The sequence below is a fragment of the Pseudomonas sp. AKS31 genome (assembly GCF_023634765.1).
Taxonomy (GTDB): domain Bacteria; phylum Pseudomonadota; class Gammaproteobacteria; order Pseudomonadales; family Pseudomonadaceae; genus Aquipseudomonas.
In genome coordinates, this window is the sequence record NZ_JAMLFX010000001.1 from 761,862 (window position 1) to 775,778 (window position 13,917).

Below are 13,917 nucleotides of genomic sequence, written 5' to 3' on the forward strand. Positions count from 1 at the left end.
GAGCAGTCCTCTCAAGCGGTGCGAAGGGCGCCTGCCAGTGGCAACGGCAGGGCGTCGACGACGGCGCGTTGGGCGCGGCGGTCGCTGTTCAAAGGGATGTCGTAGGTGATGCGCGCGCCATAGGCGCCGGGGGCGTGCGGGTCGAGGCGCACCTTGTCGAACACCAGCAGACGGGTGCCGAGGCTGAAGCCTTCAGACAAGTCGTGGGTGACCATGAACACGGTCAACTGGGTCTCGCGCCACAGCTCCAGCAGCAAGGCGTGCATGTCTTTGCGGATGCCCGGATCGAGTGCGCCGAACGGTTCGTCGAGCAGCAACACGCGCGGTTTCATGATCAGCGCCTGGGCAATCGCCAGCCGTTGCTGCATGCCGCCGGACAGCTGCGCCGGGTACTTGTCGAGCGCATGGCCGAGGCCGACTTTGTCGAGCAATGTCGCGGCCTGATCGCGAGCCTCACGTTTGGCACTGCCGAACAACCGCCCCAGCAGCGGCGCACGCGGCAGTTCAAGGCCGAGTGCGACGTTGTCGAGCACGCTCAAATGCGGGAACACCGAGTAGCGCTGGAACACCACGCCACGGCTGGCATCCGGCTCGCTGGTCAGCGCTTGACCGTCGAGCAGAATCTCGCCGCGACTCGCCGTTTCCTGACCGAGCAGCAGGCGCAGGAAGGTCGATTTGCCGCAACCGGACGCGCCGACCAGAGTGCAGAACTCGCCCTCGTTGACGCTCAGGTTCAAGCCTTCCAGCACCACTTGATCGGCGTATTGCTGCCAGACGTTTTTGACCGTGATGAAGCTCATTTGGCCGCCCCCTCATACCAAGGGAAGGCGCGACGGGTCAGGTACTTCAGGCCCCAATCCATCAGCCAGGCGAGGAGGGTGATCCACACCACGTACGGCAGAATCACGTCCATCGCCAGATAACGCCGCACCAGAAAAATCCGGTAGCCGAGGCCGTCGGTGGAGGCGATCGCTTCGGCGGCAATCAGGAACAGCCACGCCGAACCGAGCATCAGCCGTAACGAGATCAGCAAGCGCGGCAGCAGTTGCGGCAGCACCACCCGCAGCATCAGCGTCCAGGTCGAGGCGCCGAGGGTCTGTGCCTTGATCAGCAGTTCGACGGGGATTTCCCGGGCGCGTTGTTCCAGATCGCGAGCCAGCGCGGGGGTGATGCCGATCACGATCAGCATGACTTTCGACAACTCGCCCAAGCCGAAGACGATGAACAGAATCGGCAGGATTGCCAGCGGTGGCACCATCGACAGCACCGTCAGCAACGGCGACAACGGCGCGCCAAACAACGGCAACGTGCCGGCGGCGATGCCCAGGCACAGCCCGGCCAATGCAGCGATACCGAGGCCGATGGCCAGACGTCGCAGACTCGACGCGGTGTCCTGCCACAACAGATAGTCACCGGTGCGACTGTCGGCATTGAAGGCCAGGCGTTTCACCGCGTCGGTCATCTGCACGGCGCTGGGCAGCAGTTTGTCGTTGGGGTTGTCCGCCAGGCGCTCGGCCGAGCCCATGAAGTAGGCGAACAGCAGCAGGGCGAACGGCAGGATCACCAGCAACAGGCGACTCGGGCGATCCGGGTGGCGATTGATCAGGCGCATGGCCAAATCCTCCGTGGCTTACAGCTTGGCGTCGGCGGCCATCTGCACGTAAGTCGGATCGAAACGCAGCTTGAGGTTGCCGGTATCGCCACTGGTCACGCCGTTGGCGAAGGCCATGCCGACCGCGCTGGTGTCTTTCGCGCCTTCGCCGAGCAAGCCGTGCTGGAAGGAGAACTCGGCGACCTTGCGCATGGTTTCCGGCAGTTGTTTGCTGGTAGCGAAGCTCAGGGCTTCCTTCGGTGTGGCGAACAGTCTGGTGGTGTCGAGTTGCGCCTGGAATCCGCCCAGATCGGTGCCCGAGGCCTTGGCCATGTGCTCCAGCGCGGCTTTGCTCGCGGCGTTCTTGGCGTTCATCAGCTCGACCACTTCGAACCACGCACCGGTCAGCGCTTTGCCCAGCGCCGGGTTGTCTTTGAGGGTGGCGCTGTTGACCACCATCATGTCCATGATCTCGCCGGGAATCTGGCTGGAATTGAACACTTCGGTCACCCCCGGTTTGGCCTTGATGTCCGAGAGCATCGGGTTCCAAGTAGTGACGGCATTGACCTGTTCGGTGTTGAAAGCGGCGGAGATATCGGCGTCGGAAGTGTTGACCACTTTCAGGTCTTTCTCGGTCAGGTCGACCGAGTCCAGCGCGCGAGCCAGCAGGTAGTGCGAGACCGACAGTTCGACCAGATTGACGTCCATGCCCTTGAGGTCGGCGACTGTCTTGCCGGTGCCCTTGAGGACGATGCCGTCGTTGCCGTTGGAGAAGTCGCTGACGATCAGCGCAGTGCTGTCGACGCCGCCTGCCGCAGGAATGGTCAGTGCGTCCATGTTGGTCATGGTGCAGCCGTCGAACTGGCCGGCGGTGTACTGGTTGATCGATTCGACGTAGTCATTGAGTTGCACGACGTCGATCTTGATCCCGTACTTCTTCGCCCATTTGTCGACGATGCCTTGGCTGCCGGCGTATTCCCAGGGCATCCAGCCGGCGTAAATCGTCCAGCAGACGCTGAAATGATCTTTCTGGGCGGCGGGGGATTGCGTGCTGAGGAGCGCGGCGAACGCGGCGGCGAGCAGGGCGGGCAAACGTAGTCGGGACATGATGGGTTCTCCAGTTGATCGAGGGCGGACAGGAAGGCAACGCGGCACCGCGAACGGTGGCTTGTCTCCCGGGCTTTTGTCCCGCCGTGTAACCTCAACTGGAGGTCGCCAACTCTCGGACCAGCCACTCGCGATCGCGAGCCGGAACCCTAGTCAGCCATTGCAAATTGTGGTGCCGCGAACCTGTGATGACTCCTGCACGGGTTTGCTAAAGCGAGAGGCGTGCCAAGTTGCGTCAGGCGCTCTGGCACGGGGTTGCGGGTAGGCGCGGGAGGATTACAAGTCTGGTTCGGCGCTTTGTGTTGGTGCGCGGCTGCACCGCGATGCAGCGTGTTTGCCGCTGATCCGATGATCTTGAGGTGTCGGCACTCGGCATGGCTTTGCCAGTCAAAACAGGTGTCAGCCGGTCTGTGCCGACTGCTGTCGCAGGTCTTTCCAGGAGGCCGCCATGCTTATTCCCAAAACGTTGCGAAGGGTGCTGCTGGGCGCGGTGCTCGGTTTCGGTCTGTCCGGGTGTTACTACTATGCCGGTCCCTACGATGCGTATCCGTCTAGCTACTACTATCCCGGTTATTACTCGCCTTATTACTACGGGGGTTATTACGGCCCGCGCTACTACGGCGGTGCGCGTTATTACCACGGTGGCTACGGCTATCGAGGTGGTTACGGACGGGGTTATCACGGCGGCGGATATCACGGTGGCCACCATTAATCAGCGGCTGAATGACAGCGTTTTCCAAATGAACAGGATTTCATCAATCACTTGTTTCAACTTGTTGCAGGAGCGCACCAGATGCGGAAAACGCTGTCTGATTTTTCGTCAGTCACCGATTAAATGACTGATGCCTGCCAGCGTCGCTGGTGCGGCCAACCCGCGGTCCAGGAGGCCGCCATGTATAGACGAATTCTTCTGCTTGCTGCGTTGATGTTCTCCGTTGCCGGATGCGTCCCTTACTCTTACGCGGACTCGTATTACAGCTCAGAGGTTTACACGTCACCCGCACCGGCCTACTACAACACGGGCGGCACCTATTACCGCGGTGGCAGCACGTATTACGCGCAGCCACGCTACTACCAGCCAGCCCCGCGGTATTACCAGCAACCGCGCTATTACCAATCGGCGCCGCGTTACTACCAACCGGCTCCACGTTATTACGAAAGCCGTCGCTGGCACGGCAATGATCGCGGACGCTGGGATGGCCACCGTCGCGGCGGTTGGGATAACGATCACCGCGGTCGTGGCAACTATGACCGACACAGTGGACGCGGCGACCACAACGGACGTGGCAACCGCTGGTAATCATCCGAAAATGAAAAGCGGCGCTTGAAGCGCCGCTTTTTTTGTCCCTGGATTTTGTCCGAGGCACTCAATACTGCGTCAAATCCGCCAACGGATGCCGCCCCTCCCAGACCTTGTGAAAGTGCGCCTCGACCACCGCATCCGGCACGCTGCTGACGTCCGGCCAGTGCCAGTGCGGCTTCTGATCCTTGTCGATCAACCGCGCGCGAACCCCTTCGCTGAACTCCGGATGCCGGCAGCAATTGAGGCTCAGGGTGTATTCCATCTGAAAGACCTCGGCCAGCGACATATGGCGGGCACGGATGATCTGCTCCCAGACCAGATGTGCGGTCAGCGGTGAGCCTTCGCTCATGGTTTTCGCCGCGCGGGCAATCAACGGATCGCTGCTGTCGCGTTGCAGGCTGATGGCTTTCCAGGCGCAGGTCACGTCGCTGACGTCGAGCAGTTCGTCGATTTGCTGACGACGCGGCAGCCACTGCGCCTCGGGCATCTGCGCCACGGCTTCCTGCTGTAACGCCTTGAGCAGACTGTTGAGTTGCATGTCGGTCTGTTCCTGCCAATTGAGCTGCAACAGGCCTTCGATCAGTTGCGGCTGTTGTTCGTCGAGCAGGAAGCGGTCGGCCAGATCCAGATCGATCGCATCACGGCCGTTCATGTGCGCACCGGTCAGGCCCAGAAACAAACCGAGCTTGCCCGGCAGCCGGGCGAGAAACCAACTGGCGCCGACATCTGGATAAAGACCGATGGTGATTTCCGGCATGGCCAAGCGGCTGCTCGGTGTGACGATCCGCGTACTCGCCCCTTGCAACAGGCCCATGCCGCCGCCGAGCACATAGCCATGGCCCCAGCAGATCAGCGGTTTTGGATAAGTGTGCAGGCTGTAATCCAGGCGATATTCCGCGCTGAAGAACTGTGCGGCCAGCGGCGGTACTTCGCCGGGATGGGCGCGACAAGCCTCGACCAGGCTGCGCACCTCGCCGCCGGCGCAGAAGGCCTTGGCGCCGTTGCCACGTAGCAACACACAGACGATTTGTGGATCCTTGGCCCAAGCGCTCAGCTTGTCGCTGAGGGCATTGATCATTGGCAGGGACAGCGCATTCAGCGACGTTTCAGCATCCAGGCTGGCGATACCGATGCGGGCGCCGTCGGTGCCGGTGAGTTCTTCGAAGTGCAGATTCATCGTGACCTCGATCGGGAATTTGAACGATCAGTATGATCGTTGTGTGGGAAAGTGCCGGATATGCATCAGATCAATTGACAAGCGTGGTCGGCTTTCCTAGGGTTCGCCCCATTGTTTTTGCCGGGTATGACCATGACTGCTGACGACCGTATCAAACTCGAACCGAGCTGGAAGGAGGCACTGCGTGCTGAATTCGACCAGCCTTACATGGCAGAGTTGCGCAATTTTCTGCAGCAGGAGCGGGCGGCCGGCAAGGAAATCTATCCGCCGGGACCGATGATTTTCAACGCGCTGAACTCGACGCCGCTGGATAAAGTGAAGGTGGTGATCCTCGGCCAGGACCCGTATCACGGCCCGGGCCAGGCCCACGGCTTGTGCTTCTCGGTGCAACCGGGCGTACCGGCGCCGCCGTCGCTGGTCAACATCTATAAAGAGTTGAAGCGCGATCTCAACATCGATATTCCCAATCATGGCTACCTGCAGAGCTGGGCCGATCAGGGCGTGTTGATGCTCAACACCACCATGACCGTCGAGCGTGCCAACGCCAATGCGCACAAGGACAAGGGCTGGCAGTTCTTCACCGATCGCATCATCGAACTGGTCAGCGAGCGCCAGCCGCATCTGGTGTTCATGCTCTGGGGCGCCCATGCGCAGAGCAAGCAGAAGCTGATCGACGCGACCAAGCATCTGGTGTTGACGTCGGTGCATCCGTCGCCATTGTCGGCATATCGCGGGTTTTTGGGTTGCGGGCACTTTGGCCGCACCAACAAGTTTCTCGAGCAGAATGGCGAGACGCCGATCGAGTGGCGTTTGCCGCCCATCGCGTAATCTGGTTCCCACGCTCTGCGTGGGAATGCCTCAACGGACGCTCCGCGTTCGGCTCTGAAAGGGACGCAGAGCGTCCCGGGCTGCATTCCCACGCAGAGCGTGGGAATGATCAGCTTTCAGGCTTACTCCGGATTACGATTCCAGTACTTGAACAACGGCTCCGCCAGAAACAGCACGAACAACAACCGCATCACCTGCATTGCCGTCACCAGTGGCACCGACAGTTGCAGCGTCTCCGCCGTCAAACTCATCTCGGCAATCCCGCCGGGCATCATGCCCAGGGTCAGTGAACGCAAATCCAGGTGTGTCAGGGCGCTCAGCCCTAACGCCGCCAACGCCGCAATCAACATGGTCAACGCCGTGCCAATCAATGTCCGCCCCATAAACGAAGGCGCGTGACGGAAGAACTGTCGGTTGAAGTGACAACCCAGGCCGCTACCGATCAGCCACTGGCCAATCTGACTGCCGCCATTGGGCAAACCGATGTGCAGATCCCAGCCGATGCTCACCGCCGCACTCACCAGCAACGGCCCGAACAGCCACGGATTGGGCTGGCGCAAACGCTGCCAGAGCCAGGCCAGCAAACCACCCGCCGGAAACAGAATCGCCAGCCAGCGCCAATCGACGCTGCCTGCATGAGAAATCGGTGTACCGTCGCCGAGCAGGTACTTGAACGCTGCCGGCACACACAGCACCACCACCAGCACCCGCAAACTCTGCCCCGCCGCAACATGACTGAGCATCGCGCCATTACGGGCGCCGAGGTTGACCATCTCCCCGGAACCGCCGGGCATGCTGGAGAAAAACGCTGTGGCGCGATCCTCGCCGGTGCGGCGCATCAGCCAGACGCCGACCACCGCCGACAAACTGGTGACCAGCGCACCGAAGAAGATCAAACCGAAATGACTGAGCACCTGCTCCATCACCACTGGGGTGAAATGCAGGCCAATACCAATGCCGACAATCCACTGGCCGCACTTGCGGCCGCCAGGGATTTCCGTGAGTTGCCACGGGGTCAGGCAGCGCACGAGGATGATCGCCAGCAACGAGCCGACCATCCACGGCAGTGGCCAGCCGATCTGGCTGGCGACAAAGCCGCCAAGCAGACCAACCAGCGGGGTTCCCCACCAGGATTTCAGTGAAGCGCGATCAAACATCGGCAAGGGCGCGGCGCGCGACCGAGCGTTTGCGCCAGATGCGGATGATCGGCATCAGCAGCATGATTGCCGTCAGCACCCAGCAGCCGACGGTGATCGGGCTCGACCAGAGGATTTCCAGCGCACCGTTAGAGATCGACAGGGCGCGACGCAGGTTCTGCTCCATCAGTTCGCCGAGAATAAAGCCCAGCAGCAACGGCGACAGCGGGAAGTCCAGCTTGCGCAGGATGTAACCGAAGATGCCGATGCCGATCATCAGGAACAGGTCGAACGTGGTGGCGTGCACCGCGTAGACGCCGATCCCGGTGATGATTGCGATCACCGGCACCAGTGCCCAGTTCGGCACGGCAAGGATGCGGGTGAAGATGCGGATCATCGGGATGTTGAGGATCACCAGCATGATGTTGGCGATGAACAGCGACGCGATCAGGCCCCAGACGATGTCCGGTTGTTGCTGGAACAGCAGCGGGCCCGGGGTGATGTTGTACAGCGACAGAGCGCCGATCATCACCGCGGTGGTGCCCGAGCCTGGAACGCCGAGGGTCAGCATCGGCACCAGCGCACCGCAGGCTGCGCCACCGATCGCGGTTTCCGGCGCGGCGAGGCCACGGGCATCCCCTTCACCGAACTTGCCGCTGGCGCCGGCCAGACGTTTCTCGGTCATATAGGCCACGGCACTGGCGAGGGTCGCGCCGGCACCCGGCAACACGCCCATGATGAAACCCAGCACGCCGCAACGGACGTTGACCACGAACACCGACGCCGCTTCCTTGAAGTTGAACATCATCCGGCCGGTGGCTTTTACCGCTTCCTGGCCGTGGTGGGTTTTTTCCAGCAGCAGGAGAATTTCGCTGATCGAGAACAGACCCAGCACCAGCACGACGAACTGAATGCCGTCAGTCAGGTGAATGTTGTCGCCGGTGAAGCGATATACACCGCTGTTGGCATCGATGCCGACCGTTGACAGGAACAGACCGATCAACGCCGCAATGAATGTTTTGAGCGGACGGTCACCGGCCATGCCGCCGAGACAGACGATCGCAAACACCATCAGCACAAAATATTCCGCCGGGCCAAAAGCAATCGCCCATTTCGCCAGCAACGGTGCGAAGAGGACCATGCCGCAGGTGGCGATGAACGCGCCAATGAACGAACTCCACGCCGACAGCGACAGCGCCACACCGGCCAGACCTTTGCGGGCCATCGGGTAACCGTCGAGGGTGGTCATCACGGTGGAGGCTTCGCCTGGAATGTTCAGCAGGATCGAGCTGATCCGGCCGCCGTATTCGCAGCCCAGGTACACCGCTGCCAGCAGGATCAGTGCCGACTCCGGTGGCAGGCCGAGGGCAAATGCGATCGGGATCAGCAATGCCACGCCATTGATCGGGCCCAGGCCCGGCAACAGGCCGACGACGGTGCCGATCAGCGTGCCGCACAGCGCGGTCACCAGGTTGTACGGGCTCAGCGCAACGCCGAAACCCTGACCCAAATAGCCAAGAGTATCCATATCAGTTCTCCAGAACGCTGAGCAGGCCGAGGGGCAGCGGAACGTCCATCACACGGTCGAACAGCAGGTAAAGACCGATCGCCATCAGGCTGATGATCACTACACTCGGTAGCCAGCGGCCGCCATACAGACGCGCCATCGGTACGCCGGTAATGATGCTGGCAATGATGAAACCCAGAGGTTCGAATGTGCCGGCGAACACCAGCAGCAGGACGACGCAGATTGCGATCTTGATCAGGGTTGCGCGATCCAGTGGCGGCTCGTCCTCACTGTGTTTGATCGGCGCCGGGCGGAACACCATGTACAGCAGCGCCAGGCCCATCAGGCCGAGCATCAGCAGAGGGAAGGCGCGTGGGCCGACCGGTTCGTAGGAAAAAGCCGCTTGGTACGGCCACGCCATCAGTGCCAGGCCGGCACAGACCAGCAACAGCACCGAGGCGAAAATACGTTGAATAAGCATGGGAGCTCCTGTGCCGCGTCCCCGCAACCGGGAACGCAGCCGCTAGACAGAGGCGATCACTGGATCAGGCCGAACTCTTTGGCCAGCACTTTGTAGTCCGCCACCTGCTTCTTCACGTAGGTGTCCAGTTCCGGGCCGGTCATGGCGAACGGGAACAGTTCACGCTGATCGCGCAGCTTGGCGAAATCATCGGAAGCCAGCAGTTTGTCGAACGCGTCTTTCCACCAGGCGTAGTCTTCATCGCTGACTTTTGGCCCGAGGTAGAAGCCGCGTACCACCGGCCAGACGATGTCGTAGCCTTGCTCGCGAGCGGTCGGGATGTCTTTCATTTCCGGCTCGTCGAGACGCTTGTCGGCGAACACCGCGAGCAGGCGCATGTCACCGCTCTGGATGTGCGGCATGGAGTCGGAGATGTCGGTACTGCCGACCTGGATGTGCCCGCCGAGCAGGGCGGTGGCGATTTCGCCGCCACCTTCAAGCGCGACGTAACGCAGGTCGCGCGGGTTGATACCGGCAGCCTTGGCGATCAGTGCGGTTTGCATCCAGTCCTGACTGCCGACGGTACCGCCGGAACCGATCACCACGGAGCTCGGATCTTTCTTCAGTGCCTGAACGAGATCGTCGAGGGTCTTGTAGGGCGAATCGCTCTTCACCGCGATGGCACCGTAGCTGGTGCCGACGGCTGCCAGCCAGCGCACGTTGGTCTCATCGAAGCGACCGAACTTGCCTTGGGCCAGGTTCAACAGCGAACCGCTCGACCACGCCACCAGCGTGCCGGCATCGGCCGGACGTTGTGCGACCACGGCGTTGTACGCCACCGCGCCGACACCGCCGGGCATGTAGGTCACGCGCATCGGTTTGGTCAGCAGTTTCTGGTTGACCAGGGCGCTCTGCGCCAGTTTGCAGGTCAGGTCGAAACCACCGCCGGGGGAGGCCGGGGCGATACATTCCGGACGTTTCGGTTCGGCCATCAGTTGGCCGGCAAACAGGATGCAACTGGCGGCCAGTGCAACTTTACGCAGTGACAAATTCATTGGTCTCTCCACAGTTTCTTGTTGTAGGGGCTTTGTGTAGGAGCTGCCGAAGGCTGCGATCTTGTGATCTTGATCTTCGACGTTTCAATCAATTACCAAAGGGCAACGCTGTAGCTCACCAGCAAACGCACTTCGTCTGCATCGCGAGCGGAGTAGTTGGAGCGGTAAGTGGCATTACGCAAACGCACGGCGACATCCTTCAAGGCGCCGCTTTGTACTACATATTTGATCTCGGTGTTGCGCTCCCACTCTTTACCTTCTTCGCCGTTCTTGAGCTTGATGTTGTCACCGCTCAAGTAGCGGCTCATGAAGCTCAGGCCAGGGATGCCGAGTTTGGCGAAGTCAAAGTCGTAGCGAGCCTGCCAGGAACGTTCTTCGGCGCCGGCGAAGTCGTTGATCTGGACGAAGTTGACCAGATACGGATCGCTGCCATCGACATACGGGAAGGCGCTGTCGCCAGACATGTGCTGATAACCGGCGCTGAACTTGTGGCCGCTCAGCGCGTAGCTGACCAGACCGTTGAGCGAGCGGTTGTCGATCTCGCCGCCACGGGCCGCGCCTTGGTCATCGCTGACGGCGAAACGCAGATCGGTGGCAAACGTGCCGGGGCCCATCGGCCGGGAAGCAACGAGGCCGAAGAAGTGCTGGTTGTAGACTTCGTCGAGTTGGGCGAAGTGGTAACTGCCGGTGATCTTGTCGGTGAACTTGTAATCCACGCCGCCAAAATCGAAATGCTTGCCGGCTGCGGTGCCAGCGAAACGGCTGTTCTTGTTGTTGAGGGCGATGTCCTCGAAATCGGTGCTGTCGCGATCCTTGGCTTTCTCCAGGCGGCCACCGGTGAAGGTCAGGTTCTTGATCTCTTTGGAGGTCAGCAAGCCGCCCTCGAAGGTCTGCGGCAGGATGCGCCCGTCGTTCGGTTTGAGGATCGGCAGTTCAGGAATCAGGCTGCCGATTTTCAGCTCGGTGGCGGAGATTTTCACTTTGCCGGTCAGGCCGACTTTCGAGTATTCGTCAGCCGCACGCCCGTCGTCATGGGTCGGCAAAAGGCCGGTGCCAGTGCGGTCCGGGCTTGAATCAAGTTTGACCCCGAGCATGCCCAGAGCATCGACACCGAACCCCACGGTGCCGTCGGTGTAACCCGATTGCAGATTGAGCATGAAACCCTGAGCCCATTCGTCACGCTTGGACTGTTGAGCGCTGGTGCCATCGCGAAAGTCGCGATTGAAATACATGTTGCGGGTTTCGAACGTGGCGCTGCTGTCCTCAATGAAGTCGGCATGACTCAACGGCGAAAAGCCGGCAAGGGCGGCGGCACTGACGAGGGCGGTGTGGCTGAAACGGGAAGGGCGAACAGGCGTGGACGCCTGAGGCTGCATGGACGGCATGCGGGTGTACTCCGTTTATTGTTCTTATTGGTCGAAAACGCTTCGAGGCGTTTTTCTTTGCGCTGTGTGGCATCAGCGACGGCAGCCGGAACTGTCCGTGGGCCGACTCTAACCAGCTAACCTTTCGCTAACCTTTCAACTGACTTTCAAGGTTTTCGGGCTTCACAGCGGCGGTTGCGGCTGTAAACTCCGCGGCAAAGCGTGGCATTGGCCATCCCTGAACGAGGTAAAAATCCATGCGTGTTCTGCTCGTCGAAGACCATCTGCAATTGGCCGAAAGCGTTGCGCAGGCGCTCAAGAGCACCGGTCTGACCGTGGATGTGTTGCACGATGGCGTGGCCGCCGATCTGGCGCTGGGCAGTGAGGAATACGCCGTGGCGATCCTCGATGTCGGCCTGCCGCGCATGGACGGTTTCGAGGTGCTCGCGCGTTTGCGCGCACGCGGCAAGAATCTGCCGGTGCTGATGCTGACGGCGCGCAGCGATGTGAAGGATCGCGTTCATGGTCTCAATCTTGGCGCTGACGATTACCTCGCCAAACCGTTCGAACTGACTGAACTGGAAGCACGGGTCAAAGCCTTGTTGCGCCGCACTGTGCTCGGTGGCGAACGCCAGCAGCGCTGCGGCGTGCTGGCCTACGACCTCGACACCCGGCGCTTCACCCTCGGCGAAGAATTGCTGACGTTGACGTCCCGTGAGCAAGCGGTGCTGGAAGCGCTGATCGCCCGGCCGGGGCGGGTGATGAGCAAGGAGCAACTGGCATCCCAGGTGTTCGGTCTCGACGAAGAGGCCAGCCCCGATGCCATCGAAATCTACGTGCACCGCTTGCGCAAGAAACTCGACGGCCAACCGGTGGCGATCGTGACGTTCCGCGGCTTGGGTTATCTGCTGGAAAGCCGCGATGCATAAGCCCAGCAGCCTGCGCTGGCGCTTGCTGTGGAACCTCGCGTTGCTGTTGGTGGTGCTGATGCTCGCCAGCGGCTTGAGCGCTTACTGGAATGGTCGCGAAGCCGCCGACACCGCCTACGACCGCACGCTGCTGGCCTCGGCGCGGACCATCGCGGCTGGCCTGTCGCAACGTGACGGCACACTGAGTGCCGATGTGCCTTACGTGGCACTCGACACCTTCGCTTACGACAGCGCCGGGCGGATTTACTATCAGGTCAATGACATTCATCAGAAGCTGATTTCCGGCTATGAAAACCTTCCCGGCCCGCCGCCCGGCACGCCGCGCACCGACAGTTATCCCGCGTTGGCGCGCTTCTACAACGCCACCTACAAAGGGCAGAACGTGCGCGTGGTCAGCCTGCTCAAGGCTGTGAGCGAGCCGAACATGAACGGCATGGCGGAAATCCGCGTCGCCGAAACCGACGAAGCGCGGGTGAGCATGGCGCGCAGTCTGGCCGCCGATACCTTGCTGCGTCTGGGCATGTTGGCGATTGGCGCGTTGTTGCTGGTCTGGTTCGCGGTCAGTGCGGCACTGCGCCCTTTGGAGCGTTTGCGCACGGCGGTGGAAGAACGCCAGCCCGACGATCTGCGCCCGCTGCCCTTGGTTGAGGTGCAGCATGAACTGTGGCCGCTGGTGCGCGGGCTCAATCACTTCACCGAGCGTCTGCGCGGGCAGTTCGAACGGCAGGCGCAGTTCATTGCCGATGCGGCCCATGAGTTGCGTACGCCTTTGGCAGCGCTGAAGGCGCGGCTTGAGTTGGGCCTGCGCTCCAACGAGGCCGAAGTCTGGCGTTCAACGCTGGAGTCCTCGGCACAAAGCACTGATCGCCTGACGCATCTGGCCAATCAGTTGCTGTCGCTGGCGCGGGTCGAAAACGGCGCCCGGGCGATTGCCGAGGGCGGCGCGCAGTTGCTCGATCTGAGTCAGTTGGCCCGAGAGCTGGGCATGGCCATGGCGCCACTGGCGCACAAACGCGGGGTGGCACTGGCGCTGGAGGCGGACGAACCGGTCTGGCTGCGGGGTGAGCCGACGTTGCTCAATGAGTTGCTGAGCAATCTGGTGGACAACGCCTTGGCGCACACGCCGCCGGGCGGCAACGTGATTTTGCGGGTGACCGCGCCGGCGGTGCTTGAGGTTGAAGATGACGGGCCGGGTATTCCCCTGGAAGAGCGCGATCGCGTTTTCGAACGGTTCTACCGGCGTAATCAGCAGGTGGCGGGTTCAGGGCTGGGGCTGGCGATTGTCGGCGAGATCTGCCGGGCGCATCTGGCCCAGATTACCTTGCATGATGGCGAACAGGCGGGATTGAAGGTGCGGGTCAGTTTTATTGCCGGGTGATTGTGGTGGTTTTGCTGGCCCCTTCGCGAGCAGGCTCGCTCCCACTCTGGAATGCATTTTCCTGTGGGAGCGAGCCTGCTCG

The 13,917-nt window shown here is 61.4% G+C and carries 14 protein-coding genes and 1 riboswitch; of the genes, 5 read left to right on the forward strand and 9 right to left on the reverse strand.

Translation table 11 applies throughout. The annotated features are described in order from the left end of the window. Positions 1–11 precede the first annotated feature (11 nt). Genes M9827_RS03415 through M9827_RS03425 form a run of 3 tightly spaced genes read right to left on the reverse strand, consistent with a single transcriptional unit; the run spans position 12 to position 2,698 of the window. Positions 12–800, reverse strand: coding sequence for an ABC transporter ATP-binding protein (locus M9827_RS03415; RefSeq protein WP_250603487.1), 789 nt, complete (start codon positions 798–800; stop codon positions 12–14). Continuing rightward, complete coding sequence (locus M9827_RS03420) at positions 797–1,612, reverse strand: ABC transporter permease (RefSeq protein WP_077571513.1); 816 nt, start codon at positions 1,610–1,612, stop codon at positions 797–799. Before M9827_RS03420 ends, M9827_RS03415 begins: the two co-directional genes overlap by 4 nt. 18 nt (positions 1,613–1,630) lie before the next feature. Then, complete coding sequence (locus M9827_RS03425; protein WP_250603489.1) at positions 1,631–2,698, reverse strand: putative urea ABC transporter substrate-binding protein; 1,068 nt, start codon at positions 2,696–2,698, stop codon at positions 1,631–1,633. A gap of 63 nt (positions 2,699–2,761) precedes the next feature. Continuing rightward, positions 2,762–2,862: riboswitch (guanidine-I (ykkC/yxkD leader) on the reverse strand. Between the two features lie 284 nt (positions 2,863–3,146). Between M9827_RS03425 and M9827_RS03430 the strand changes: the two genes are divergently transcribed. Further along, entirely contained in the window at positions 3,147–3,410 is a 264-nt protein-coding gene (locus M9827_RS03430) for a hypothetical protein (protein WP_250603491.1), read from the forward strand. A 180-nt stretch (positions 3,411–3,590) separates the two neighbouring features. Then, positions 3,591–3,998: a hypothetical protein gene (locus M9827_RS03435; protein ID WP_123465443.1), complete on the forward strand. Its 408-nt coding sequence runs from the start codon at positions 3,591–3,593 to the stop codon at positions 3,996–3,998. 67 nt (positions 3,999–4,065) lie between these two features. On the opposite strand, the gene dspII is transcribed toward M9827_RS03435, so the two are convergent. Further along, positions 4,066–5,178, reverse strand: coding sequence for an enoyl-CoA hydratase/isomerase DspII (gene dspII, locus M9827_RS03440; RefSeq protein ID WP_250603493.1), 1,113 nt, complete (start codon positions 5,176–5,178; stop codon positions 4,066–4,068). A gap of 132 nt (positions 5,179–5,310) precedes the next feature. Here dspII and ung point away from each other — a divergent pair, with 132 nt between their 5' ends. After that, entirely contained in the window at positions 5,311–6,006 is a 696-nt protein-coding gene (gene ung / locus M9827_RS03445) for a uracil-DNA glycosylase (protein WP_250603495.1), read from the forward strand. 122 nt (positions 6,007–6,128) lie between these two features. On the opposite strand, the gene M9827_RS03450 is transcribed toward ung, so the two are convergent. From M9827_RS03450 to M9827_RS03470, 5 genes are all read right to left on the reverse strand, one after another. After that, on the reverse strand, positions 6,129–7,163 hold the full coding sequence (locus M9827_RS03450; RefSeq protein WP_250603497.1) for an AbrB family transcriptional regulator: 1,035 nt from the start codon (positions 7,161–7,163) through the stop codon (positions 6,129–6,131). Next, positions 7,156–8,670 (reverse strand): tripartite tricarboxylate transporter permease, encoded by a 1,515-nt coding sequence (locus tag M9827_RS03455; RefSeq protein WP_250603499.1) that lies wholly within the window; start codon positions 8,668–8,670, stop codon positions 7,156–7,158. Before M9827_RS03455 ends, M9827_RS03450 begins: the two co-directional genes overlap by 8 nt. A gap of 1 nt (position 8,671) precedes the next feature. Beyond that, complete coding sequence (locus M9827_RS03460; protein WP_250603501.1) at positions 8,672–9,130, reverse strand: tripartite tricarboxylate transporter TctB family protein; 459 nt, start codon at positions 9,128–9,130, stop codon at positions 8,672–8,674. A 56-nt stretch (positions 9,131–9,186) separates the two neighbouring features. Beyond that, positions 9,187–10,164, reverse strand: a complete 978-nt coding sequence (locus M9827_RS03465) for a Bug family tripartite tricarboxylate transporter substrate binding protein (protein ID WP_250603504.1) — start codon at positions 10,162–10,164, stop codon at positions 9,187–9,189. Between the two features lie 92 nt (positions 10,165–10,256). Further along, positions 10,257–11,549 (reverse strand): OprD family porin, encoded by a 1,293-nt coding sequence (locus M9827_RS03470; protein WP_250603506.1) that lies wholly within the window; start codon positions 11,547–11,549, stop codon positions 10,257–10,259. A 236-nt stretch (positions 11,550–11,785) separates the two neighbouring features. On the opposite strand from M9827_RS03470, the gene tctD reads away from it, so the two are divergent. Together tctD and tctE are read left to right on the forward strand one after the other, a co-directional pair. Then, positions 11,786–12,457, forward strand: coding sequence for a two-component system response regulator TctD (gene tctD, locus M9827_RS03475; RefSeq protein ID WP_221734356.1), 672 nt, complete (start codon positions 11,786–11,788; stop codon positions 12,455–12,457). After that, on the forward strand, positions 12,450–13,835 hold the full coding sequence (gene tctE / locus M9827_RS03480; protein ID WP_250603508.1) for a two-component system sensor histidine kinase TctE: 1,386 nt from the start codon (positions 12,450–12,452) through the stop codon (positions 13,833–13,835). The genes tctD and tctE overlap by 8 nt, the downstream gene beginning before the upstream one ends. The last annotated feature ends 82 nt before the right edge of the window (positions 13,836–13,917 follow it).

Excerpts from the sequence above, each read along its gene's own strand:
- ung (WP_250603495.1), top strand. The coding sequence starts at position 5,311 with ATGACTGCTGACGACCGTATCAAACTCGAACCGAGCTGGAAGGAGGCA.
- M9827_RS03435 (WP_123465443.1), top strand. The coding sequence starts at position 3,591 with ATGTATAGACGAATTCTTCTGCTTGCTGCGTTGATGTTCTCCGTTGCC.
- M9827_RS03450 (WP_250603497.1), bottom strand. The coding sequence starts at position 7,163 with ATGTTTGATCGCGCTTCACTGAAATCCTGGTGGGGAACCCCGCTGGTT.
- M9827_RS03420 (WP_077571513.1), bottom strand. The coding sequence starts at position 1,612 with ATGCGCCTGATCAATCGCCACCCGGATCGCCCGAGTCGCCTGTTGCTG.
- tctD (WP_221734356.1), top strand. The coding sequence starts at position 11,786 with ATGCGTGTTCTGCTCGTCGAAGACCATCTGCAATTGGCCGAAAGCGTT.
- M9827_RS03425 (WP_250603489.1), bottom strand. The coding sequence starts at position 2,698 with ATGTCCCGACTACGTTTGCCCGCCCTGCTCGCCGCCGCGTTCGCCGCG.
- tctE (WP_250603508.1), top strand. The coding sequence starts at position 12,450 with ATGCATAAGCCCAGCAGCCTGCGCTGGCGCTTGCTGTGGAACCTCGCG.
- M9827_RS03460 (WP_250603501.1), bottom strand. The coding sequence starts at position 9,130 with ATGCTTATTCAACGTATTTTCGCCTCGGTGCTGTTGCTGGTCTGTGCC.
- M9827_RS03415 (WP_250603487.1), bottom strand. The coding sequence starts at position 800 with ATGAGCTTCATCACGGTCAAAAACGTCTGGCAGCAATACGCCGATCAA.
- dspII (WP_250603493.1), bottom strand. The coding sequence starts at position 5,178 with ATGAATCTGCACTTCGAAGAACTCACCGGCACCGACGGCGCCCGCATC.
- M9827_RS03465 (WP_250603504.1), bottom strand. The coding sequence starts at position 10,164 with ATGAATTTGTCACTGCGTAAAGTTGCACTGGCCGCCAGTTGCATCCTG.
- M9827_RS03455 (WP_250603499.1), bottom strand. The coding sequence starts at position 8,670 with ATGGATACTCTTGGCTATTTGGGTCAGGGTTTCGGCGTTGCGCTGAGC.
- M9827_RS03430 (WP_250603491.1), top strand. The coding sequence starts at position 3,147 with ATGCTTATTCCCAAAACGTTGCGAAGGGTGCTGCTGGGCGCGGTGCTC.
- M9827_RS03470 (WP_250603506.1), bottom strand. The coding sequence starts at position 11,549 with ATGCCGTCCATGCAGCCTCAGGCGTCCACGCCTGTTCGCCCTTCCCGT.